General features: G+C 55.8%; 20 protein-coding genes, 1 tRNA gene and 2 rRNA genes. 1 reads left to right on the forward strand and 22 read right to left on the reverse strand.

What is annotated here, in order from left to right; all coding sequences use genetic code 11:
* Positions 1 to 35 precede the first annotated feature (35 nt).
* From EG886_RS07430 to rimP, 4 genes are read right to left on the reverse strand one after another with little or no spacing between them, the layout of a single operon-like run.
* Entirely contained in the window at positions 36 to 344 is a 309-nt protein-coding gene (locus EG886_RS07430) for a YlxQ family RNA-binding protein (RefSeq protein ID WP_124727542.1), read from the reverse strand.
* Positions 337 to 615, reverse strand: coding sequence for an RNase P modulator RnpM (gene rnpM / locus EG886_RS07435; protein ID WP_124727543.1), 279 nt, complete (start codon positions 613 to 615; stop codon positions 337 to 339). Before rnpM ends, EG886_RS07430 begins: the two co-directional genes overlap by 8 nt.
* A 45-nt stretch (positions 616 to 660) precedes the next feature.
* Positions 661 to 1,752, reverse strand: a complete 1,092-nt coding sequence (gene nusA, locus EG886_RS07440) for a transcription termination factor NusA (protein ID WP_124727544.1) — start codon at positions 1,750 to 1,752, stop codon at positions 661 to 663.
* Between the two features lie 24 nt (positions 1,753 to 1,776).
* Positions 1,777 to 2,238, reverse strand: a complete 462-nt coding sequence (gene rimP / locus EG886_RS07445; protein ID WP_206425301.1) for a ribosome maturation factor RimP — start codon at positions 2,236 to 2,238, stop codon at positions 1,777 to 1,779.
* A 389-nt stretch (positions 2,239 to 2,627) separates the two neighbouring features.
* Between rimP and pepF the strand changes: the two genes are divergently transcribed.
* The gene (gene pepF / locus EG886_RS07450; RefSeq protein ID WP_124727546.1) at positions 2,628 to 4,442 is read left to right on the forward strand and encodes an oligoendopeptidase F; all 1,815 of its coding nucleotides are present in this window, start codon (positions 2,628 to 2,630) and stop codon (positions 4,440 to 4,442) included.
* 46 nt (positions 4,443 to 4,488) lie between these two features.
* On the opposite strand, the gene msrB is transcribed toward pepF, so the two are convergent.
* From msrB to trmFO, 18 genes are all read right to left on the reverse strand, one after another.
* A complete protein-coding gene (gene msrB, locus EG886_RS07455) occupies positions 4,489 to 4,944 on the reverse strand; it encodes a peptide-methionine (R)-S-oxide reductase MsrB (RefSeq protein WP_124727547.1) in 456 nt (151 codons plus the stop codon).
* Between the two features lie 174 nt (positions 4,945 to 5,118).
* Entirely contained in the window at positions 5,119 to 5,961 is an 843-nt protein-coding gene (locus EG886_RS13730) for an LPXTG cell wall anchor domain-containing protein (protein WP_164491721.1), read from the reverse strand.
* A gap of 445 nt (positions 5,962 to 6,406) precedes the next feature.
* Positions 6,407 to 6,482, reverse strand: a tRNA-Thr gene (locus tag EG886_RS07470).
* Between the two features lie 100 nt (positions 6,483 to 6,582).
* Positions 6,583 to 6,697: ribosomal RNA gene (gene rrf, locus EG886_RS07475) — 5S ribosomal RNA — on the reverse strand.
* 98 nt (positions 6,698 to 6,795) lie between these two features.
* Positions 6,796 to 9,734 (reverse strand): 23S ribosomal RNA (locus tag EG886_RS07480).
* 357 nt (positions 9,735 to 10,091) lie between these two features.
* Positions 10,092 to 11,825, reverse strand: coding sequence for a proline--tRNA ligase (locus EG886_RS07485; protein ID WP_124727549.1), 1,734 nt, complete (start codon positions 11,823 to 11,825; stop codon positions 10,092 to 10,094).
* A 196-nt stretch (positions 11,826 to 12,021) separates the two neighbouring features.
* On the reverse strand, positions 12,022 to 13,287 hold the full coding sequence (gene rseP, locus EG886_RS07490; RefSeq protein ID WP_164491722.1) for an RIP metalloprotease RseP: 1,266 nt from the start codon (positions 13,285 to 13,287) through the stop codon (positions 12,022 to 12,024).
* A 37-nt stretch (positions 13,288 to 13,324) separates the two neighbouring features.
* Entirely contained in the window at positions 13,325 to 14,482 is a 1,158-nt protein-coding gene (locus tag EG886_RS07495; protein WP_124727551.1) for a 1-deoxy-D-xylulose-5-phosphate reductoisomerase, read from the reverse strand.
* A gap of 19 nt (positions 14,483 to 14,501) precedes the next feature.
* Positions 14,502 to 15,296 carry a phosphatidate cytidylyltransferase gene (locus EG886_RS07500; RefSeq protein WP_124727552.1) on the reverse strand — a complete coding sequence of 265 codons (795 nt, stop codon included), beginning with the start codon at positions 15,294 to 15,296 and terminating at the stop codon, positions 14,502 to 14,504.
* A 20-nt stretch (positions 15,297 to 15,316) separates the two neighbouring features.
* Entirely contained in the window at positions 15,317 to 16,099 is a 783-nt protein-coding gene (locus tag EG886_RS07505; protein ID WP_124727553.1) for an undecaprenyl pyrophosphate synthase, read from the reverse strand.
* A 146-nt stretch (positions 16,100 to 16,245) separates the two neighbouring features.
* Positions 16,246 to 16,803, reverse strand: coding sequence for a ribosome recycling factor (gene frr, locus EG886_RS07510; RefSeq protein WP_124727554.1), 558 nt, complete (start codon positions 16,801 to 16,803; stop codon positions 16,246 to 16,248).
* Position 16,804: 1 nt separating this feature from the next.
* Positions 16,805 to 17,530 (reverse strand): UMP kinase, encoded by a 726-nt coding sequence (gene pyrH / locus EG886_RS07515; protein ID WP_241154283.1) that lies wholly within the window; start codon positions 17,528 to 17,530, stop codon positions 16,805 to 16,807.
* 84 nt (positions 17,531 to 17,614) lie between these two features.
* Positions 17,615 to 18,268 carry a translation elongation factor Ts gene (gene tsf / locus EG886_RS07520; protein ID WP_124727556.1) on the reverse strand — a complete coding sequence of 218 codons (654 nt, stop codon included), beginning with the start codon at positions 18,266 to 18,268 and terminating at the stop codon, positions 17,615 to 17,617.
* 101 nt (positions 18,269 to 18,369) lie between these two features.
* Complete coding sequence (gene rpsB, locus EG886_RS07525) at positions 18,370 to 19,077, reverse strand: 30S ribosomal protein S2 (protein WP_124727557.1); 708 nt, start codon at positions 19,075 to 19,077, stop codon at positions 18,370 to 18,372.
* Between the two features lie 384 nt (positions 19,078 to 19,461).
* Complete coding sequence (gene codY / locus EG886_RS07530) at positions 19,462 to 20,232, reverse strand: GTP-sensing pleiotropic transcriptional regulator CodY (protein ID WP_124727558.1); 771 nt, start codon at positions 20,230 to 20,232, stop codon at positions 19,462 to 19,464.
* Positions 20,233 to 20,273: 41 nt separating this feature from the next.
* Positions 20,274 to 21,671, reverse strand: coding sequence for an ATP-dependent protease ATPase subunit HslU (gene hslU / locus EG886_RS07535; protein ID WP_420894139.1), 1,398 nt, complete (start codon positions 21,669 to 21,671; stop codon positions 20,274 to 20,276).
* 1 nt (position 21,672) lies between these two features.
* Positions 21,673 to 22,212, reverse strand: a complete 540-nt coding sequence (hslV, locus tag EG886_RS07540; RefSeq protein ID WP_124727559.1) for an ATP-dependent protease subunit HslV — start codon at positions 22,210 to 22,212, stop codon at positions 21,673 to 21,675.
* A gap of 142 nt (positions 22,213 to 22,354) precedes the next feature.
* A complete protein-coding gene (trmFO, locus tag EG886_RS07545) occupies positions 22,355 to 23,671 on the reverse strand; it encodes an FADH(2)-oxidizing methylenetetrahydrofolate--tRNA-(uracil(54)-C(5))-methyltransferase TrmFO (RefSeq protein ID WP_124727560.1) in 1,317 nt (438 codons plus the stop codon).

Here is a 23,671-nt window from a genome sequence, read left to right on the forward strand (position 1 = left end):
CGCATATTCATAAATCCGCAATTTGGACAATCCGCTCACCCCCGTGATTCACTCACAAGCTTCGTCAGTGAACGGGCAAAACCCTCATCCGTGACGGCCACGACCACCCGTTCACTCTTTCCGACAGCGTGTCCCAATTCATGTCTGTCCGACGCCTGGATGAGCGGGACACGGTAATGATTGCATTTGTCCGTCACCCGCTTCTTCGTGTTTCCGGCAGCATCTTCCGACAACCAAACCAGCTTGGCCGCTCCCGAACGAATCGCCGCCAGCACCGCTTCTTCCCCGGTCACCAGGCGGCCGGCCCTCATCGCAAGCCCCAACATGTTCATGGCTTTATTCATCGTGTGTCAATCCGCTCACGTATTCTCTGAGGCGATCGTACAATTCGGCGGGAACCTGCGTTTTGAGAGCCCGGTCGAGAGCTTTCTTCTTTTGCGCCAAGTCGACATATTCGGGTTTTGCGCAAAGATATGCGCCGCGCCCGGACTTTTTGCCGGTCGGATCGATGACGATCTCGTTTTCGGGTGTCCGTACGATCCGGACCAGGCTTTTTTTCGGGAACATTTCTTGAGAAGCGACGCATTTTCGCATGGGAATTTTCCGCTGCTTCATCCAGTCACGGCACCTCCTTGCAGGGTCAGGCTGCGGGAGCGTGGATCACAGATCGGCTTCCTCTTCTCTTTCCTCGGTGGACGTTTCCGCCTCTTCCGAAAGCTTCATCGCTTCGGACTCGCTCTTGATGTCGATTTTCCAGTTGGTCAGTTTGGCGGCAAGACGGGCGTTTTGCCCTTCTTTTCCGATCGCCAGGGACAACTGGTGATCCGGTACGACAACCCGCGCCATTTTTTCCTCTTCGAAAATTTCCACCGACACCACCTTGGACGGACTGAGACTGTTGGCGATCAGCTCCGCCACGTCATCCGACCAACGAATGATGTCGATTTTTTCCCCTCGCAATTCGGAAACGACGTTTTGAACCCGGGCCCCCCGGTGACCCACGCAGGCTCCGACGGGGTCCACGTCGGGATTGTTGGAATGAACCGCCACTTTGGAACGCTGTCCGGCTTCCCGGGCAATGGCCTTGATTTCCACGGTTCCGTCATAAATCTCCGGAACTTCCAGCTCAAACAGGCGTTTGAGCAAGCCCGGATGCGTACGGGAAAGGAAAATTTGCGGACCTTTCGTCGATTTCTCCACCTTGGTGATGTACGTCTTCACGCGATCACCGTGCTTGAAACGTTCGCCGGGCATGGTTTCGGAATGAGGAAGCAATCCTTCCACCCGTCCGAGATCCACGTAATAGTGGCGATTGTCGGCGCGCTGTACGATGCCGTTGATGAGCTCCGCTTCCCGGTCGAGGAAATCGCGGTAAATCGCGGAACGTTCCGCCTCGCGGATTCGTTGGGTGACAACCTGTTTGGCCGTCTGAGCAGCGATTCGGCCGAAATCGGCCGGCGTGACCTCGATCTCCACGATGTCATCCAGCTGGTAATTGGGATCCATTTCCCTGGCGGCATCCAGCGAGATCTCCAACCGGGGGTCCGTCACTTCCTCCACCACGGTTTTGCGGGCAAACACCTTCACGTCTCCGGTCTCTCTGTTGATATCCACCCGCACGTTTTGCGCGGAATTGAAATTCCGCTTGTAACCGGAGATCAGCGCCGCTTCGATCGCTTCAATCAGAATGTCCTTGCTGATCCCTTTTTCTTTCTCCAGCTGACCGAGTGCCTCGATGAACTCAGCTTTCATCGGTCACTTGTCCTCCCTTCGAATTTAAAAAACAATCGCCAATCTCGCCTTGGCCACTTTGTCCAGCGGAATCTGCACCGTTTTCTTCCGCTCCGCAATCGTCAGCGTCCGACCGTCAAAATCGGCGAGAACTCCTTCAAAAACGCTTTTCCCGTCAATCGCTTCATACGTGGTGACATGAACGTGCTTGCCGACCGCCTTGCGAAAATCCTTATCCTTTTTCAGCGGCCGCTCGGCTCCCGGCGAACACACTTCCAGAATGTATGCTTCCGGAATCGGGTCTTCCCTGTCCAAAAGCAGGCTCAACTTTTCGCTGACCCGTGTGCAGTCATCCAGGTCCACGGGACGATCATCGCGATCGATATACACCCTCAGAAACCGGTTGGACCCTTCTTTCGTGAATTCCACTTCGACGAGTTCCAGCCCTTCGGCTTCCAACACCGGGAGAGCCAGCTTTGCAACTGCGTCGGTGACTCTTTCTGCCAACGAATTGTCCTCCTTCTTCCTGTAACCGGGGTTTCCGTTCACACAAAACGGAAAGAGTGGGCAGGTACCCACTCTTTTCGCTCCCGGACGTATCTTACCCCTAGTATTGCCACAGTGATTATAACATATCCCCTGTCTTCGATGCAACGGAACGCGGCACATTTGTGGCTCTCCAGCTCCGGCGAAACCGCCCGGCCTGCCCGCTCCGTCTCCGAAACATCGATGATCGCCCGTTTCCCGGTGTACGCGGACCGTCTCATTCACCTTTCGTGTTCCGCCCGGTTCAATGAATTCTGCCTCTTCTTTCCGATTTCTGATAAAATGGGAATGAACCTTTATTCCGATATCCGCAATGGTGCGGCTGAATTCACCCGGAAGGGGAGAGGACAATGTCAGTGCAAAACGGCAAACCATTGCCCGATCGATCCGAGATACCCGTTGAATACACGTGGCGGCTGGAGGACATTTTCGCCACGGATGACCTGTGGAACGAGGAATTTGAAAAGGTCAGGGCGATGATTCCCTCGGTGCGCAATTTCCGGGGCAAGCTGGGAAACTCCTCCCACGATCTTCTGACCGCCCTGAAAAACCGGGATGCGCTGCTGCTGAGAGTCGAAAAATTGTATACATATGCCCACATGCGTTATGACCAGGACACGACCAACTCGTTCTACCAAGGTCTGAACGACAAGGCAAAATCCCTGTACACCGAAACGGCGGGAGCCCTCTCATTCATGGAACCGGAAATCCTCGCGATTCCGGAGGAAACGATTCAAAAATTCCTGGAGGAGAATGAAGAACTCCGCGTCTACCGACACGAACTCGAAATGCTGGGAAAACAACGTCCGCACATTCTTTCGGAGAAGGAAGAAGAGCTGCTTGCGATGGCGTCGGACGCATTGCGGACTCCGATGAACGCATTCGGCATGTTGAACAATGCGGATCTTGAATTCCCGGTGATTCAAAACGAGAACGGAGAACCGGTTCAGATCACCCACGGGCGGTTCATCCATCTTTTGGAAAGCAAGAACCGGGAGGTTCGGAAAGCGGCATTCGAAGGGTTGTACCATACGTACGGCAAATTCCGCAACACCTTTGCCGCCATGTTGTCCGGGGCCGTCAAGCGAAACAATTTTTATGCGCGGGCCCGCCGCCATCCTTCGGCCCGTCATGCCGCTCTGTTCCAAAACCATATTCCCGAATCCGTGCATGAACAATTGATCGGAACCATTCGCGAACACCTCCACCTGTTGCATCGGTATGTGGCCGTTCGCAAACGGGCGTTGGGACTGGACGAACTGCACATGTATGATCTGTACACCCCGCTCGTAAGCGACGTCGATTTCAAGATCACGTACCCGGAAGCCCAACAAGTCCTGCTCAAGGGTCTGGACATTCTGGGAGAAGAATACATCACGGTTGTCAAGGAAGCTTTCGAAAACCGCTGGGTGGACGTGTATGAAAACAAAGGAAAGAGGAGCGGTGCTTACTCGTCCGGATCTTATGCGACCAATCCGTACATTCTGATGAACTGGCAGGACAACATTGACAACCTGTTCACGCTGGCGCACGAATTCGGACACTCGGTCCACAGTTATTTCACGCGCAAACACCAACCGTTCGTTTACGGAGATTACAGCATTTTCGTGGCGGAAGTGGCCTCCACCTGCAACGAAGCTCTGCTCAGCCACTATTTGCTCCGTTCCACCGATGACAAAAAGAAACGGCTGTACCTGCTCAACCACGACCTGGATTCGTTCCGGGCCACGGTATTCAGACAAACGAAGTTCGCCGAATTCGAGCACATCATCCATCAAAGAGCGCAAAACGGCGAACCTTTGACGGCCGAATCGCTCACCGAAACGTACTACGAACTGAACAAGAAGTACTACGGCAACGAGATCGTCGTCGATCCGGAAATCGGTTTGGAGTGGGCACGGATTCCGCATTTCTATTACAATTATTACGTGTATCAGTACGCCACCGGATACAGCGCCGCAACGGCCCTGTCCAAACAGATCATCGAAGAAGGAAAACCCGCGGTCGACAGGTATCTCCGCTTCCTCAAAGCCGGCAGTTCCGAGACACCGATCGACGTGCTCAAGAAAGCGGGCGTCGACATGACGGATCCGGAACCGATCCGACAAGCGCTGAAAGTGTTTGAACAGAAGCTGGACGAATTCGAACGCTTGCTGAACGAATGATCCGAAACCGAAACCCGGAACCCACGCCAGTGGATTCCGGGTTTCTTCATTCATCAAAAAGAGCCAGGTATTCTCCGTAACCTTCCCGCTCGAGATCCCGCTTGGGAATGAACCGGAGAGCGGCGGAATTGATGCAGTAACGCAAACCGGTGGGAGCCGGTCCGTCATCAAACACGTGCCCCAAGTGGGAATCTCCCTCCCGGCTTCTCACTTCCGTACGGATCATTCCATGGGAGTAATCGGGGCGTTCCACCACCTGATCCTCATGAATGGGCCGGGTGAAACTGGGCCATCCGCAGCCCGAATCAAATTTGTCCAGCGAACTGAACAACGGTTCCCCGGTCACCACGTCCACGTAAATTCCTTCTTCCTCATGATCCCAATATTCGTTTTGAAACGGGGGCTCCGTTCCGTTTTGCTGTGTCACCCGGTATTGCATTTCCGTCAATCTCTCCCGAAGCTCCCGGTCATTCGGCTTTTCTCTTCTTGCCCGATTCGACATCAACGCATTCCCCTCTCTTCAATTTTCGGCCTTCCATCATATTGTATCCCGTTTTAGGAATCGGCGCAGACCCTGGGACTTGCCGGTCTGGAATCATTCTGTCAACCATCTCCGGAACCAAAGAAAAACGGGCACGATGTTCGTGCCCGAGTGGGAAAGCGTGTTTTTCAAAGATTATTGAATTCCTTTACGACGAGCGAAGAACAACGCGGCCAAGCCGATGATCAGCAGCCCGAAACCAGCCAGCATGCCGTTCGGATGGTTGGTGGCCGTTTTGGGCAACTGTCCACCTTGATTGTTGTCATCGTTTTTCGGCGGCTTGTTGTTGTTCTTGTCGTCGTCTTTCGGCGGGTTGTTGTTGTTATTGTTGTCATCATCATCGTTGTTGTCCGGCGGGTTGTTGTTGTTGTTGTCGTCGTTGTTGTCCGGCGGGTTGTTGTTGTTGTTGTTGTCGTCGTTGTCGTCCGGCGGATTGTTGTTGTTGTCATCGTCGTTGTTGTCCGGCGGGTTGTTGTTGCCGTTGTCACCATCGCAAGGACCGTTGACTTTCACCCGCGCGGCCACTGCCAAGTTGTCAAGGAGTTTGCTGTTGACGGCAAGTTTCAGCTTGATGGCATAAATCCCGGCAGGACCGTTCGGATTTTTGGCCGGTTCGTAACGAACGGTGAGCGTTTCGTCTTCACCTTTCACCTGCAGTTTGCCGTCAGCCACCAGTTTGCCGTCCACGGCACCGAGATTCGGGTACCAGTAGATTTCATACGGAACTTCGATTTTGAGGTTGTTGACCACTTTTCCGAGTTCCTTGCCGACCAGGTTGCCGACTTTCACCTTGACCCAAATCGCCTTGCAGTCGCCGCCCACTTTCACAATGTTCAAGATATTCGCTTTCCCCAACAGATCCACGTTCAAGTCAATTTTTGCCGTGGATTGTGCCATGGCTCCCGCCGGAGCAATCACGAGTGCCAGCGCGAGAACCATTGCAATCAGCGAGAATTTTGTGATGTTGATCTTTTTCATTTATGTATCCCCCCCATGGTCAGAATATATTTTCCAGCCGCGTCCATTTTCCCTTTTTTCTCCCATGGGGAAATCAAAAAAAATTCGCTCAGTTCACAATATGTACACAAAATGGCTTTTCAAACGGTCGAACATCCCCGCTTTTTGTCCCCCCGAACATCTTCCATGTCGGACCCAGGGATGCCGTTTTCGTCCCCCGGTTTCGGCCGTACCTTGACCTTGGAAAGCAAAAAAGGTCCCGGAACGGAATCCGCGACCTTGCGATCATGATCGAACCCGAAAAACATCGACGGTGCTCTTTCCCGGACGGATGTCAGCGTCCGTTCCCGGCTGCGTCCGTGACGGGACGATCACCGACAAGCCATGACAAACAACAAGGCCCCGGTATGATCCGGGGCCTTGTTCAACCGAACCGGCAGGGATACGGATCCCTGACCGCCAAAGTTGGAGCTCCCTACCAGGCTCGAACTGGTGACCTCTTCCTTACCATGGAAGCGCTCTGCCTGCTGAGCTAAGGGAGCGTATCCAACGAAAAGCCGATCATTTGCAGTTTGAAATTAGCATAATTCATTCAGTCTGTCAACCGAATAAATTCACTTCAAAAGAAAACGCAAAAAACCTGCCTGGCAACGACCTGCTCTCCCAAGGGCCATCCCTCAGTACCATCGGCGCTGGAGGGCTTAACTTCCGTGTTCGGGATGGGAACGGGTGGAACCCCTCCGCTATGGTCACCAGACAGGTTTGATCAGGTTTTGTTGTCCTCCCTTCGGGAGGCCACACACCCTGAAAATGAGTATGGAGTGTAAAGCAAGCGTGATGTGGAAGAGAAGAAGTGAGGTGAAGCCCTCGACCGATTCGTATCCGTCAGCTGAACGCATTGCTGCGCTTACACCTCGGACCGATCTACCTCGTCATCTGCAAGGGGTCTTACTTCCACGAGGGAATGGGAAATCTCATCTTGAGGGGGGCTTCGCGCTTAGATGCTTTCAGCGCTTATCCCGTCCGCACATGGCTACCCAGCGGTGCTCCTGGCGGAACAACTGGTACACCAGAGGTGCGTCCATCCCGGTCCTCTCGTACTAGGGACAGCTCCTCTCAAATTTCCTGCGCCCGCGACAGATAGGGACCGAACTGTCTCACGACGTTCTGAACCCAGCTCACGTACCGCTTTAATGGGCGAACAGCCCAACCCTTGGGACCGACTACAGCCCCAGGATGCGATGAGCCGACATCGAGGTGCCAAACCTCCCCGTCGATGTGGACTCTTGGGGGAGATCAGCCTGTTATCCCCGGGGTAGCTTTTATCCGTTGAGCGATGGCCCTTCCACACGGAACCACCGGATCACTAAGTCCGACTTTCGTCCCTGCTCGACTTGTGGGTCTCGCAGTCAAGCTCCCTTCTGCCTTTGCACTCTGACGCGCGATTTCCGACCGCGCTGAGGGAACCTTTGAACGCCTCCGTTACCTTTTGGGAGGCGACCGCCCCAGTCAAACTGCCCGCCTGACACGGTCCTCCTGCCGGATGACGGCAGCGAGTTAGAACCCCGGCACAGCCAGAGTGGTATCCCACCGACGACTCCACCGAAGCTGGCGCTCCGGCTTCTCAGTCTCCCACCTATCCTGTACAAGCTGTACCCGAATTCAATATCAGGTTGCAGTAAAGCTCCACGGGGTCTTTCCGTCTAGTCGCGGGTAGCCTGCATCTTCACAGGCAGTACGATTTCACCGGGTCTCTCGCCGAGACAGCGCCCAGATCGTTACGCCTTTCGTGCGGGTCGGAACTTACCCGACAAGGAATTTCGCTACCTTAGGACCGTTATAGTTACGGCCGCCGTTTACTGGGGCTTCGGTTCAGAGCTTCGCCGAAGCTAACCCTTCCCCTTAACCTTCCAGCACCGGGCAGGCGTCAGCCCCTATACATCGCCTTGCGGCTTCGCAGAGACCTGTGTTTTTGCTAAACAGTCGCCTGGGCCTTTTCACTGCGGCCCCCTCGGGCTGTGAACCCTACCGGGGCACCCCTTCTCCCGAAGTTACGGGGTCAATTTGCCGAGTTCCTTAGCGAGAGTTTTCCCGAGCGCCTTAGGATTCTCTCCTCGCCTACCTGTGTCGGTTTGCGGTACGGGCACCTGCATCCTCCTAGAGGCTTTTCTTGGCAGTGTGGAATCAAGGACTTCGGTACTTGAAGTTTCCCTCGTCATCACGGCTCCGCCTGGATGGAGAACGGATTTGCCTGCTCTCCGGCCTAACCGCTTGAACGCGCACTTCCGATCGCGCGATCCCCTATCCTCCTGCGTCCCCCCATCGTACAAACGGCTGCAGGTGGTACAGGAATATCAACCTGTTGTCCATCGTCTACGCCTTTCGGCCTCGACTTAGGTCCCGACTGACCCTGGGCGGACGAACCTTCCCCAGGAACCCTTAGGCTTTCGGCGGAGGGGATTCTCACCCCTCTTTTCGTTACTCACACCGGCATTCTCACTTCCAGGCGCTCCACCGATCCTTCCGGACCGGCTTCGCCGCTGCCTGGAACGCTCCCCTACCATCGTGCCGAAGGCACGATCCGCGGCTTCGGTGGACCGTTTAGCCCCGTTACATTTTCGGCGCAGAGTCACTTGACCAGTGAGCTATTACGCACTCTTTGAATGGTGGCTGCTTCTAAGCCAACATCCTGGTTGTCTCGGCAACTCCACATCCTTTACCACTGAACGGTCACTTGGGGACCTTAGCCGGCGGTCTGGGCTGTTTCCCTTTTGACCACGGATCTTGGCACTCGCGGTCTGACTCCCGAAGACCAAAGTCTGCGGCATTCGGAGTTTGACTGAGTTCGGTAACCCGGGGAGGGCCCCTAGCCCAATCAGTGCTCTACCTCCGCGACTCCTCTTCGAGGCTAGCCCTAAAGCTATTTCGGGGAGAACCAGCTATCTCCGGGTTCGATTGGCATTTCACCCCTACCCACACCTCATCCTATGGTTTTTCAACACCAACAGGTTCGGACCTCCATTCCGTGTTACCGGAACTTCATCCTGGACATGGGTAGATCACCCGGTTTCGGGTCGACAGCCACGTACTCAAACGCCCTGTTCAGACTCGCTTTCGCTGCGGCTCCGGCTTCTCACCTTAACCTTGCACGTGACCGTCACTCGCCGGTTCATTCTACAAAAGGCACGCCGTCACTCCTCAAGGGAGCTCCGACTGATTGTAGGCACACGGTTTCAGGTTCTCTTTCACTCCCCTCCCGGGGTGCTTTTCACCTTTCCCTCACGGTACTGGTTCACTATCGGTCGCCAGGGAGTATTTAGCCTTGGGAGGTGGTCCTCCCTGCTTCCCACGGGGTTCCACGTGTCCCGCGGTACTCAGGATCGCCTCGGAAGGGTTTCGGATTTCGGCTACAGGGCTGTTACCTGCTGTGGCCGGCCTTTCCAGGACCAGTTCGCCTATCCCAAACCTTTGTGACTTCCATGTGAGACGTCCTACAACCCCGTTTGCCGAAGGCAAACGGTTTGGGCTGTTCCCGTTTCGCTCGCCGCTACTCAGGGAATCGCGGTTGCTTTCTCTTCCTCAGGGTACTAAGATGTTTCAGTTCCCCTGGTATGCCCCCAGCCACCCTATGGATTCAGGTGGTGGTACCGGCTCTTCCAGCCGGTGGGTTGCCCCATTCGGAGATCCCCGGATCAAAGCCTGCTTACGGCTCCCCGAGGCTTATCGGAGTTCGCCCCGTCCTTCATCGGCTCCTGGCGCCAAGGCATCCACCGTGCGCCCTTACCAGCTTCACCTTCAAGCTGCTCGGTTCTCTTCCGGTGTTATCGCGACTTGGCTTTACATTCCATATCCCATTTTCAAGGTGCGTGCGTGTTTCTTTCGCATCGCCGTTTTCGCGGCGACGTATTCCAATATAGCATGCCCTGATCTGGAATGCAACCCCCTTTATAAAAAAATATTTCCCGAAACAGAAATTCCTTCGAAATACAACTTGTTTCCATGTCAGGTTTCGAAACCCGAACGGCAACATCCAAACACACAAGAAGGTCGCAGCAAACCGCGCACAAGATCCGGAATAAGAAAACCCGTCGCCCTGATCGGCAAGGCAACGGATTTTCCAAAAACGACCATCCGAGGTCGAAGTACCAGGATCACCGTTGATCCGAAATGTCACTTCGCTTCAGCCAGTCCGGCAATTGACGTTGCACCTCGGAAGCGGAACATTCGGCGGTTTCTCCGCTTCGACGGAGTGTCAGTTCCACCATTCCCTCCCCCGCTTTGGCTCCGACGATGATCCGCACCGGAATCCCGATCAGGTCCGCATCCTTGAATTTCACTCCGGCCCGTTCGGGACGATCGTCATAAAGCACTTCATATCCGGCATTTCGCAGCCGGTCATACAGGGTTTCGGCGAGACGAACCTGTTCATCGTTTTTCGCGTTGACGGTGATCAGATGCACCTGGAACGGCGCCACGGCCACGGGCCAGATGATCCCGTGCTCGTCGCGATGCTGCTCCGCGATGGCTGCCACCACGCGTGAGACCCCGATTCCGTAACAGCCCATGATGAACGGCCGCTCTTTTCCGTCCGCATCGAGAAAACGGGCATTCATCACTTCACTGTACCGGGTACCCAGCTTGAAAACGTGTCCCACCTCGATCCCCCGCCGGAATCCGATCACACCGCCGCAGCGCGGACAGGCGTCTCCGGGGCGGATCAGCCGCAGATCAGCCACTTCGTCCACATGAAAATCTCTGCCGATCTTCACATGCAGAAGATGTGCATCTTGATCATTGGCGCCCACCACCAGTTCATCGAGTTCGGCAACGGCATGGTCGGCAATGATTCTGACCGGTTGCTTCAAGCCGACCGGCCCGACGAATCCCGGCAACGTTCCGGCAACGCGAAACACCGTCTCTTCATCCGCCATCGAAACCGCGCTGCCCTCCAGCAGATTTTTCACTTTCACGTCATTTGCTTCATGATCACCGCGCACCAGAACCAATACCGGCTCACCGTCCACGAGGAACAGCAGGCTCTTGACCAGCCGCTTTGTGGGCAGTCCCAAGAATCCGGCCACCTCTTCAATGCTTGCCTTGTTCGGAGTCGCGACTTTCTTCACGGGCGGCACTTCATCCTTCACCGAACCCGTGCTGTCCGAGCCGACGGAACGGATTGCGGCCATCTCCACATTGGCGGCATAATCACAGGATTCACACATGGCGATCGTGTCTTCCCCGACATCCGACAAGGCCATGAACTCATGCGTTCCCTTGCCGCCCATCGCCCCCGAGTCGGCTTCCACGGCACGGAAATCGAGACCCAAGCGGGTAAAAATGGAGACATAGGCGTCGTACATGTTCCGGTACATCCGGTCCAATGATTCAAGATCGGCGTGGAAGGAGTATGCGTCTTTCATCAGGAATTCACGGCCGCGAAGAATCCCCGAGCGCGGCCGTTTTTCATCCCGGAATTTGGTCTGGATCTGATAAACGGTCATGGGAAGTTTTTTGTATGTATTGATTTCCCCTCTCAAAAGGTCGGTGACCACTTCCTCGTGCGTCGGCCCCATGGCAAAATTCCGTTCGTGCCGGTCCGTCACCTTGAACAGTTCCGGACCGTAATTGGCCCACCGGCCCGATTCCTGCCAGAGTTCCGCCGGATGGAGCGTCGGCATGAGAAGCTCTTGGGCACCGATTCGGTCCATTTCCTCCCGGATGATGGTTTCCACTTTCCGAAGCACGCGATTCCCGAGAGGCAGAAACGTGTAAACACCGGCCGCCAATTGCCGGATGAATCCTCCGCGAAGAAGCAGCCGATGGCTTGCCGTCTCTGCTTCGGCGACCGTACGGAGAGTCGGAATGAGTGCGTGTTTCTGTCGCATGGCCGGTCCCCTCCCCGATTCAAGCACATGAAAGTTATCCATCATTATACACAAAAAAAGTTGATGTTTGAAAGAGCTCGAAACGAGAAAAAGAGAAACGATCAGAATTCCCGCCTCCGGCCTTCGTATTCGCGGTGAAGCAAAAAAAATCGGCCCCGCATGGAGCCGATTCGCCCAGTCATTGACGAATGAAACATCAAGCGAAAAAGATTTTGCGAATGTCATTGAACGTGACAACCAGCATGAGCATCATCAAAAGGGCAAATCCCACGAAATGAACGAGGCTCTCCTTGCTGGGACTGACCGGCTTCCCGCGAACCGCTTCCAGTCCGATGAAGACCAGCCGGCTGCCGTCCAGGGCAGGAATCGGAAGCAGGTTGAAAATCCCCAGATTGAGACTGAGCAACGCCGTCCATTTGATGAGGGGAGCCATTCCGGCTTCAGCCGCTTTTCCGGTGATGTCCCCCATCTGGATCGGACCGCCCAGACTTTGAATCGACAGTTGTCCGGTCACCAGTTTTGCAAAGCCGTCAATGATCACGCCCGTCCATTCCCAAGTCAACTTGAACCCGGCGACCACCGATTCGGAGAACGTGGCATCCCGCCTTGTCTGATCGACATAAAACTGAACGCCGATGGTATACGCTTCTCCCGTTTTCTGCGGGGTGACGGGAAGATCCAGATTGTTGCCGTCGCGCTCCACCGTCACCGTCACCGTTTGACCTTTGGAGTCGAGCAATTTGTAACGCAGGGAATCCGTGGTGTTCACCTTCTCACCGTTCACGGCAAGAATGACGTCTCCCCCGACGATTCCGGCCTTTTCGGCGGGAGTGTTCGGAACGACGGATCCCACCACCAGCCGGTCCTCCACACCGGTCATGCCCACGTACACGGCAAAGAGCAGAATGGTGAGCAGGATGTTGAACAACGGACCGGCCAGAATGGCCATCGCCTTTTGTCCTGCCGACTTCGAGCCGAACTGCCGATCGGCCGGTGCGATTTGGACACGGTTTTTCGGATCGTAATGAATCCAGGCGTCCGCATCCAGTTCATACCGCGTTTCCCGGCCGGATTCATCCTCGAGAACCAGATACAACTCTTTCTCGGGATCCGCATCCGTCACCTTTCCGGCAACCCGCCGGTCGATCCGGCGATCCCCGGGGTCATGGAAAAACACGTGCGTAATCTTTCCGTGCGGTCCCACTTCACAGACGACCGGTGCCCCCGTTTTGAATTCCAACGTTTCCGCATCTTCACCCGCCATGCGAACAAACCCGCCGAGCGGAAAAATCCGAAAGGAATACAACGTCTCTCCTTTTTGCCAGCCGAAGAGCTTCGGTCCGAATCCGATGGCGAATTCACGCACCAGGATGCCCGCCCGTTTGGCAAACAGAAAGTGTCCCAGTTCGTGAACGAAGACCAACAGTGAGAAAACAGGGATAAACACCCAGAATTTTTCCATGATTGTTCCGTCCCCCCAGCCTGTTTGCATGGCCGAATCAAGCGGTTCGGGTCAAAAGACCCGCCGCGAATTCCCGGGCCCAACGGTCAGCCTCTCCGATTTGTTCCAACGTGGGTGAAGAGACCGGACAATGCGCCTCCATGGTTCGTTCCACGATTTCTTGAATGGCCAGGTAGCCGCATCGTCTGTTCAGGAAAAAGTCCACGGCCACTTCATTGGCGGCATTCAGAACCGTGGTCATCGTACCGCCCGTTTTTCCCGCCTCGTACGCCAGCCGAAGGCACGGAAAACGCTCCGGATCGGGGGCGCGAAAATCAAGTCGTCCGATTTGCATAAAATCGAGGCGCTTGGTATCAAGCGGCAGACGTTCCGGATGACTGAGCGCGTACAGAATGGGTACTTTCATGTCAGGCGTCCCCAGCTGGGCCATGACGGCTCCGTCCCGGAATTCCACCATGGAATGGATGACGCTCTGCGGATGAACCACCACGTCGATCTGCTCGTAAGGCATGTCGAACAGCCAATGAGCTTCGATCACTTCCAGCCCTTTGTTCATCAAGGTGGCGGAATCAACCGTGATTTTGGCACCCATGGACCAATTGGGATGCTTCAGGGCATCCTCCACGGTCGCTTCCTTCAGCCTCTCCCGGTCCCAGTCCCGGAAAGCTCCTCCGGATGCCGTGAGGATGATCCGGCTCACGTCTTCCTTCCGTTCCCCGTTGAGACACTGAAACAGAGCGGAATGCTCACTGTCGATCGGAAGGATGATCACCCCCGCGCGGCGCGCTTCTTCCATGACGAGATGTCCGGCCGTCACGAGCGTTTCCTTGTTGGCCAAGCCGATTTTCTTCCCCGCCCGGATCGCCTCGAGTGTCGGGTGAAGCCCCCGGCTTCCGACGAGAGCGGAAACCAGATACGTGGCATCCGGATGGGTCGCCACGGCGATGAGTCCTTCGTCTCCCGTCCACACTTCCACCTGATCTCCGACGGCTTCTCTCACTTGACGGGCTGCATCGGCGGTGGCCATCGAGACGAGTTTCGGCCGAAACTCGCGAACCTGGCGAATCATTTCTTCGGCGTTGGTTCCGGCGGCAAGGGCCACCACCTCGAACCGTCCCGGGTGCTGTCTGATCACCTCAAGTGTGCTCTTGCCGATCGACCCGGTTGAACCGAGCACGGCGATACGTTCCGACATTCCGCTATCTCCCCTTCCATCAGACCAGACCGGTCAGGTTCAGAACGATAAACGTGAACAACAGACTGTCGAACCGGTCCAGCACTCCGCCGTGTCCCGGCAGAATGGAGCCGGAATCTTTCACGCCCGCGCTCCGTTTCCAAGCCGATTCGATCAGATCCCCCAGTTGTCCGGCCGCGGCAATGAGCAGCCCTTTCCAAAGGGCATCCACCCAGTTTCCCAAAGCGGGAAACACCCCGAACACAAACAAACTTGCCACCAGACCGAAAACGAGGCCGGCAGCAGAACCTTCCACGGTTTTGTTCGGACTGATTTCGGGCCACAGCTTTCTTTTTCCCCATTTCCGTCCGACAAAATAGGCTCCGGAGTCATTGAACCAAGTGATCAGAATCACCAGGAGGGAAAGCGCCAAGCCGTTCGGCTCCCAAATCGTCTTCATCATTCCGGCGAAACCGTACCCTATGTATAAGGCCCCGAAAAGGATCCAAGTCGCCTGGAAGACATCGAAGCGATTCCGGCTCAACACGGTCCACAGAGACAGAATCACCGTTGCGGCAAGAAGGAGGTCCGTCGTCTCCAAGCTCCAGGCAAATCCGACCGCTTCATTCAGTCGACCGGCAAAAATCATTCCGACGAGGGCCACTCCCAACAATGCCGGAAATGATCCGCTGCCGACTCCTTTCATTTCCGCAAATTCCACAAATGCGAGCAAGGCAAGCACGAACAGGAGCGAAGTGTACCACCAGCCTCCCAGGTACAAAAGCAACAAAAATCCCGTTGCCCCGATCGTGCCTGTGATGATTCTCTGTTTCATCGGCAAAATCCCCTGTCTTGTCACACCGCTCCGAATCGACGCGAACGACGCTGGTAATCTTCAACGGCCAGGAAAAAGTGTTCCTGTGTAAAGTCGGGCCATAGCACATCGGTGAACAGGAGCTCGCTGTATGCCAATTGCCAGAGCAGGAAATTGCTCACGCGAATCTCCCCGCTGGTGCGAATGACCAGATCGGGATCCGGAAGTCCGCGGGTGAGCAAGTAGGAACTCATCAATTCTTCATCGATCCGGTCCTTATCAATATGACCATTTTGAACGTCCTCTATCATCTGTCGCACGGCTCTCAGAATCTCGTCCCGCGATCCGTAATTGATCGCAAAGTTGAGAATCAGTCCGGTGTTGTGCTTGGTACGCTCCTCGAATTCCATCAGCGCGGATTGCGTGTAGGAAGGCGTGGCGCTTTTTTCCCCAAGCATTTGCACCTTCACGTTCCGTTCGATCAGTTCCTGAAGATCCGTCTTCAAAAATTCCGACGGAAGCTTCATGAGATACTCCACTTCATCCTTGGGACGTTTCCAGTTTTCCGTCGAAAAGGAATAGAAGGTAAGGACTTTGATTCCCAGTTCATCGGCGGCTCTGATGATTTCCCGCACTCGTTTCATTCCCTGCGCGTGTCCGGCCGTCCGGGGAAGCCCCCGCTTTTTCGCCCAACGACCGTTCCCGTCCGTGATGATCGCAACATGCTCGGGAAGCGGCGATTGCCGGATCTTCGCGATCAATTCCTCCCTGGTTCGGGGTTGGCTTTTGTCCGTCCCCACCAGACGTTTGATCGATTCAATCATGAACATTCCTCCGCAACGTGTGCTCTCCCGTATACCGTAAAGTATAAACCACCGCACCGGCAAAAGAAATGTCGGGTTAGACAGAAAACCCCCTCGGATCGAAGGGGTCTTCACCCGATGAACGGATATGGGATTGTTCGACGAAGTCAGATTTCCATGATTTCTTTTTCCTTGGCGGCCACGACCTGATCCACTTCCTTGATCGACTTGTCGGTCAGTTTTTGGATCTCGTCTTGTCCGCGCCGAGCCTCATCTTCCGAAATTTCCCCGTTTTTCTCAACCTTCTTGATGTCATCGTTGGCATCGCGACGGACGTTCCGGATGGCCACTTTGGCATCCTCACCCATCTTGCGGGCGAGCTTGACCAATTCGTTCCGACGTTCCTGGGTCAACGGAGGAATGGTGATGCGAATGACATTGCCGTCATTGTTGGGAGTAAGACCCAGGTCGGATTTGAGAATGGCTTTTTCAATGGCTCCCAGAGCCGATTTGTCCCACGGCTGGATCATCAGCGTGCGCGGATCCGGAGTGGACAGGTTGGCCAATTGGTTGACAGGCATCTCCGTACCGTAATATTCAACCGTCACCTTGTCCAGAACTGCAGGATTGGCCCGTCCGGCGCGAAGGGTGAGAAGATCCTTTTTCAGCACCTGAATGGCCTTGTCCATTTTTTCCTGTGCCTGTTTTTTGATATCGTTGATCATCTCACATACTCCCCTTTACCAAAGTTCCGATGTGTTCACCCATGATGACACGGCGGATGTTGCCCGGCTCGCTGATGTTGAAAACGATCAGCGGGATGTTGTTGTCCATGCACAGGGAAGAAGCCGTGGAATCCATCACTTTGAGGCCTTTGTTCAAAATCTCGAGATAGGTGAGCGTTTCATATTTGCTTGCGGTGGGATCTTTGCCGGGATCGGCCGTATACACGCCGTCCACGTTGTTTTTGGCCATCAGGATGACTTCCGCTTCAATCTCAGCGGCCCTGAGCGCCGCCGTGGTGTCCGTGGAAAAGAACGGATTGCCGTTGCCCGCGGCGAAAATGACCACCCGCCCTTTTTCCAGATGCCGGATGGCCCGGCGCCGGATGTAGGGTTCCGCAATCTGGCGCATCTCGATGGACGTCTGCACGCGCGTCGGGACGTCCATGCGTTCCAGGGCATCCTGCAGCGCCAGGGAGTTCATGACGGTGGCCAGCATGCCCATGTAGTCGGCCGTGGCGCGGTCGATTCCCCGGGAGGATCCCTGAATTCCCCGCCAGATGTTTCCGCCGCCGACAACAACGGCCACCTGGACTCCCAGCTCCGTGATTTCCTTGATTTGGCTTGCGAGAGACCCGATGACATCGGAGCTGATGCCATACCCCCGGTCACCGGCGAGCGCCTCTCCGCTCAATTTGAGAACCACACGTCGATACTTGGGAGTGTTCATCGTGTTCCTCCGTTCCCTTGTTTCGGTCAGGCTGCGTCTTAAAAAAAGGGGAACACGCCCAGAGTGTTCCCCATATGGTTCCGTTCAGCCCTTCTTGACCTGGGCCATGACTTCTTCCGCGAAGTTGTCCTGACGCTTCTCGAGGCCTTCGCCCATTTCGAAGCGGACAAAACGACGGATGTTGATGTTTTCGCCCAAGACGGCGATGGTTTCTTTCACCAGTTTGTCGATGGTTTTGTCCGGGTCTTTCACGAAGGCTTGTTCAAGCAGGCAAACTTCCTGGAAGTACTTTTTCAGACGACCTTCCACCATTTTGTCGACAATGTTCTCCGGTTTGCCTTCCTGCAGAGCCTGTTGTCTCAGGATTTCGCGTTCTTTTTGAACTTCTTCTTCCGGAACGTCTTCGATCCGGACATATTTCGGTTTCATGGCCGCGATTTGCATGGCCACGTCTTTCACGAAGTTCTTGAATTGATCGGTTTTGGCCACGAAGTCGGTTTCGCAGTTGACTTCCACGAGCACGCCGATGCGTCCGCCGGCGTGGATGTAAGATTCCACCACACCTTCGGCTGCGATGCGGCCGGACTTTTTCGCCGCGCTGGCGATGCCTTTTTCACGCAGCCATTCAATGGCTTTTTCCATGTCTCCGTTGGTTTCGGACAACGCTTTTTTGCAATCCATCATGCCTGCGCCGGTTTTTTCGCGCAGCTCTTTCACCATTTGAGCGGTGATTGCCATGAGGCACTCCTCCCTTTGATCTGCTTGAGCCGGTCTCTGACGCGTATGAAAAAGGGTGGGCACGGAACCTTCCGGCCCATGCCACCCTTGTCACTCCTTGATCAGGAAGCGGATTCGTTTTGCTGTTCGCCCTGTTTGCCTTCGAGAATCGCGTCCGCGATCTTGCTGGTGAACAGACGAACGGCACGGATGGCATCATCGTTACCGGGGATCACGTAATCGATTTCGTCCGGATCGCAGTTGGTGTCGACGATGGCCACAATCGGGATGCCCAGCTTGCGGGCTTCCGCCACGGCAATCCGCTCTTTGCGGGGATCGATCACGAAGACGGCGTCCGGCAGTTTCTTCATGTGTTTGATGCCGCCGAGGAATTTTTCCAGTTTCGCTTTTTCCTTTTTGAGCAGGATCACTTCTTTTTTCGGCAGAACTTCAAACGTTCCGTCCTCTTCCATGCGCTCCAGCTCATGAAGGCGCTCAATGCGCTTTCTGATCGTCTGGAAGTTGGTCAGCGTGCCTCCGAGCCAACGATGATTCACATAGAACATGTCGGCACGGGTGGCTTCCTCGCGAACGGCTTCCTGAGCCTGTTTTTTCGTTCCCACAAACAGAACGTTGCCGCCGCCGGCTGCCAGTTCACGCACGAAGTTGTAGGCGGTTTCCATCATCTTGACCGTTTTTTGCAGGTCGATGATGTAGATGCCGTTCCGTTCGGTGAAGATGTACTTGCTCATTTTCGGGTTCCAGCGACGGGTTTGGTGACCGAAGTGGACCCCGGCTTCCAGAAGCTGTTTCATGGATACGACTGCCATGGGTCAAAATCCTCCCTCGTTTGGTTGATCCTCCGCCGAAGTCATCGAGTGCAGCAACCGGACGAAGTGCCGGCACCTGCTGCCCACTATCCCCGGCGTGTGTGCTTCACACCATTGTTGAATATACCACATTGCCAAGAGATGGTGCAAGCAAAAACCGGTCCGAATCCGGACAAAAACAGAAGCCGGCCGATTCCCCGCGGATCCGGCCGGCTGACGCGAAAACGACGGATTCTTCGAAGCTCCTCCTCACCATGACTCCGCCTCGTCCGGCAACGTTGAACGGTTGTCCGGAATTGCCGCAAACGGCGGACATCGGACAGGCGCAAGTTCCGACGCATCCTTTCCACGGACATGAGCACGGCAACAAACGGTGCGAATGGATCAGCCGTTCCGATGCTTGGCCAGTGCCGGCAAAAGGCGATCGTTCAGGATTTTGATGTAGGTGCCCTTCATGCCGAGAGAGCGGGATTCGATCACACCGGCACTCTCCAGCTTGCGCAACGCGTTGACGATCACGGAACGCGTGATGCCGGCCCTGTCGGCCACCCGGCTGGCGACCAGGAGTCCTTCCCTGCCGTCCAGCTCTTCAAATACATGCTCCACGGCCTCCAGTTCGCTGAAAGAAAGGGAACCGATCGCCATTTGCACCATGGTTCGTTCCCGCGTTTCCTGCTCGGCCTGCTCGGCTTTCATGCGCAGGATTTCCATTCCGACCACGGTCGCGCCGTACTCGGCGAGCACGAGATCATCGTCGGTAAACTTCTCCGCCGTCCGCGTGAGAAGCAACGTTCCCAGGCGCTCCCCTCCGCCGATGATCGGCACCACCGTCGTCCAGGAACGCACGGGCGCGCTCCCGAGCCGACGGTCGAAACAGTATTCGCTGTTTTGATCCAGATTGGCCGATGTTTCGGGGCGGCTTTTGAGCAGACGGTTGTATTCATCGGGAATGCGCCTGTCCGTGAGCAAACGGGTCAGCGCGTCTCCTTCATGCCGGATGCCGTGACCGAGGATTTTTCCTTTCCGGCTGATGACATAAATGTTGGCCCTGATCACGTCACTGAGCACTTCGGACATTTCCATGAAGCTGACCGCCTGTCCGCCCGTTCGCTGCAACAGCCTGTTGATCCTTCTGGCCTTTGCCAGGAGTTCCATTTGACTCCTTCTCCCCTCAGAGGCGGGGATGGCGCTCCCCGCTACAAAATGTACTGGCTCAGATCCCGGTCGGCCACGATGTCACGAAGGCGTTGCCGGACATATTCGGGAGTGATGACCACTTCTCCCATGCCGATTTCCGGGGCTTCAAACGAAAGCTCCTCCAAAAGCCGTTCCATGACGGTATGAAGACGCCTTGCACCGATGTTTTCGGTCCGTCCGTTCACTTCGGCGGCAATCAAGGCGATTTCGCGAACCGCGTCATCCGTGAACGTCACTTTGACTCCTTCGGTCTCAAGGAGCGCGGCGTACTGCTTGACGAGAGCCCCCCGCGGCTCCGTGAGGATCCGAACAAAATCGTCCGCCGTCAGGTCTTTCAGCTCCACCCGGATCGGAAACCGGCCTTGGAGCTCCGGAATCAGATCGGACGGTTTGGAGAGGTGAAACGCCCCGGCGGCGATGAACAGGATGTGATCGGTCTTGACCGGACCGTATTTGGTCATCACCGTTGAACCCTCGACAATCGGGAGGATGTCCCGCTGCACCCCTTCTCTGGAAACATCGGGACCATGCCGGTCCTTGCCGGCGATCTTGTCAATCTCGTCCAGAAAGATGATGCCGGACTGCTCCACCCGGGCAAGCGCCTCCTGGGTGACCTGGTCCATGTCGATCAGTTTTTGCCCTTCCTGCTGGATGAGCACCTCACGGGCTTCCTTGACGGTCAATTTGCGCTTCTTGGTCCGTTTCGGAAGCAGATGTCCCAACATCTCCTGCATGTTGAGCCCCATCTGCTCGGCACCGGGAAACATGCCGAGCATCGTGGACTGTTCTTCCACGTCGATTTCCACCCACTCGTTTTCCAGTTCCCCGCGGAGAAGTTTCATCCGCACGGACCGTCGGCGTTCATCCAATCTGGCGCGCTCCTGGGGATCCGCATGGGTCTGATTGGCGCCGCCTTGTTGAAACAACAGTTCCAACGGATTCTTGAACGAAGGAGTCTGACGCTTGTCCGGTACCAGCAACTCCACCAACCGGTCGTCCGCCATCTCCCGGGCCCGGTCCTTGACGCTTTCCAGCTTCTCCGCACGGACCATCCGGATTCCCGTTTCCACCAGATCGCGGACCATCGACTCCACATCCCGGCCGACATACCCCACTTCGGTAAACTTGGTGGCCTCCAATTTCACGAACGGGGCACCGACCAGTTTTGCCAATCGGCGGGCGATTTCCGTTTTCCCCACACCGGTGGGCCCGATCATCAGAATGTTCTTGGGAAGCACCTCATCTCTCAGTTCCGCGGGCAACAGCATCCGTCTGTACCGGTTCCTGAGCGCGATGGCCACGGCACGTTTTGCCTCTTTCTGGCCGACGATGAACTTGTCCAGCTCGGCCACGATCTGTCTGGGCGTCCATTTGTCCCTGAGGTTCATGGCGGTCATGTCAAACCTCCTCCACGATGATCCGGTCGTTGGTGAAAACGCAAATATCGGCAGCCACGGACAAAGCCGCTTCCGCCATCTCCCGCGCCGTCATGTGGGGAGCGTGACGCTTGAGCGCCCGCCCCGCCGCGAGGGCGTAGGCGCCGCCCGAACCGATGGCCAGCACGCCGTCATCCGGCTTGATCACCTCGCCGGTTCCGGACACGAGCAGGAGATGTTCCGCATCCATCACGATCATCATCGCCTCCAGGCGACGAAGCACCTTGTCCGAGCGCCATTCCTTGGCAAGCTCGACGGCCGCCCGTTCGAGACTTCCCGAGTACTCTTCCAACTTGCCTTCAAACTTTTCAAACAGCGTCAACGCGTCGGCGACGGATCCGGCAAAACCGGCCACCACCTTTCCGCGATACAGGCGACGGACTTTCCGGGCGGTATGTTTCATCACCATCTGGTTGCCGAACGTCACCTGACCGTCCCCCGCCATGGCCCCCCGTCCTTGGTGGTGAACGGCGAAGATCGTCGTCGCATGAAAAGTTTCCATTCTTTTTTCCCCCTAAACCCTCTTTGCAAACAATGGTGATCGATTTCCCCGGCAACGGAAGCGGATGCACGTGCCGTCTCCGATTGTTATACCCGCAACCATGCCCGCACGATTTGCGGACGGTGAACATTTCGTTTCGAAATCAAGCGAATGAAGCCGATTCACGGGCAAACGTTTCGATGTCTTTGAGGGCCCTCTCCGCATACATTTCCGCGCGCTTTGTCTTGCTCCGTTCACGGACCGGCAGCTCTTCAAACAGGCCGAAATTGGCGTTCATCGGCTGAAAATGCTTCGGATCCGCGGATGTGATGTAATGGGCCAGGCTACCGATCGCCGTCGTCTTCGGCGGAACCCGCGGATCGAGTCCGCGAACGATGCGTGAGGCGTTGATCCCGGCGATCAGGCCGGCGGCCGCCGATTCGACGTACCCTTCCACCCCCGTCATTTGTCCTGCAAAGAACAGATCATCCCTGTTTTTGAACTGATATGTGGGCCGCAGGAGTTTCGGGGAATTGATGAACGTATTTCGGTGCATGACCCCGTAGCGGACGATTTCCGCGTTCTCCAATCCGGGAATCAGGCGAATCACTTCTTTTTGGGCTCCCCATTTGAGGTGCGTCTGGAAGCCCACGATATTGTAAAGCGTGCCCGCGCTGTTGTCCTGCCGGAGTTGAACCACGGCGTACGGCTGCTTGCCGGTGCGCGGATCCGTCAGTCCCACCGGTTTCATCGGACCGAACAGAAGCGTCTTTTTCCCCCGTTTCGCCAACACTTCGACCGGCATGCATCCCTCGAAGTAAATTTCTTTTTCAAAATCCTTGAGCGGGGCGGTTTCCGCACTGATGAGCGCTTCATAAAACCGTTCGAATTCTTCTTCGTTCATGGGACAGTTGATGTACGCGGACTCTCCCTTGTCATACCGGGACGCGACAAACACTTTGTCCATGTCGATGCTGTCTTTTTCCACGATGGGTGCGGCCGCGTCGTAGAAATACAGGTACTCTTCCCCGGTCAAATCTTTCAGATCCGCCGAAAGGGAAGCGGAAGTCAGCGGACCGGACGCAATGACGGCGGGACCTTCGGGAATGGCGGTCACCTCTTCCGTCACCACCTCCACCAGCGGATGTTCCTTCAGCGTACGGGTGATTTCCTCGGAAAACCCTTCCCGGTCGACCGCGAGCGCTCCGCCGGCGGGAACGGCATGACGGTCGGCGGCTCGCATGATCAGCGAGTCCAATTTTCGCATTTCTTCCTTCAATATGCCGACGGCATTGGTCAACTGTGCGGAACGGAGGGAGTTGCTGCACACCAGTTCGGCAAAGTCCCCTCCGCGGTGAGCCGGCGTCATCTTCACCGGACGCATTTCATACAGCTTGACCGGAATTCCCCGTTTCGCAATCTGCCAGGCGGCCTCGCTGCCCGCGAGTCCCGCCCCGACCACTGTCACGTGCTGTGTCAT

The sequence above is a fragment of the Staphylospora marina genome (assembly GCF_003856495.1).
GTDB classification, from domain to species: domain Bacteria; phylum Bacillota; class Bacilli; order Thermoactinomycetales; family Thermoactinomycetaceae; genus Staphylospora; species Staphylospora marina.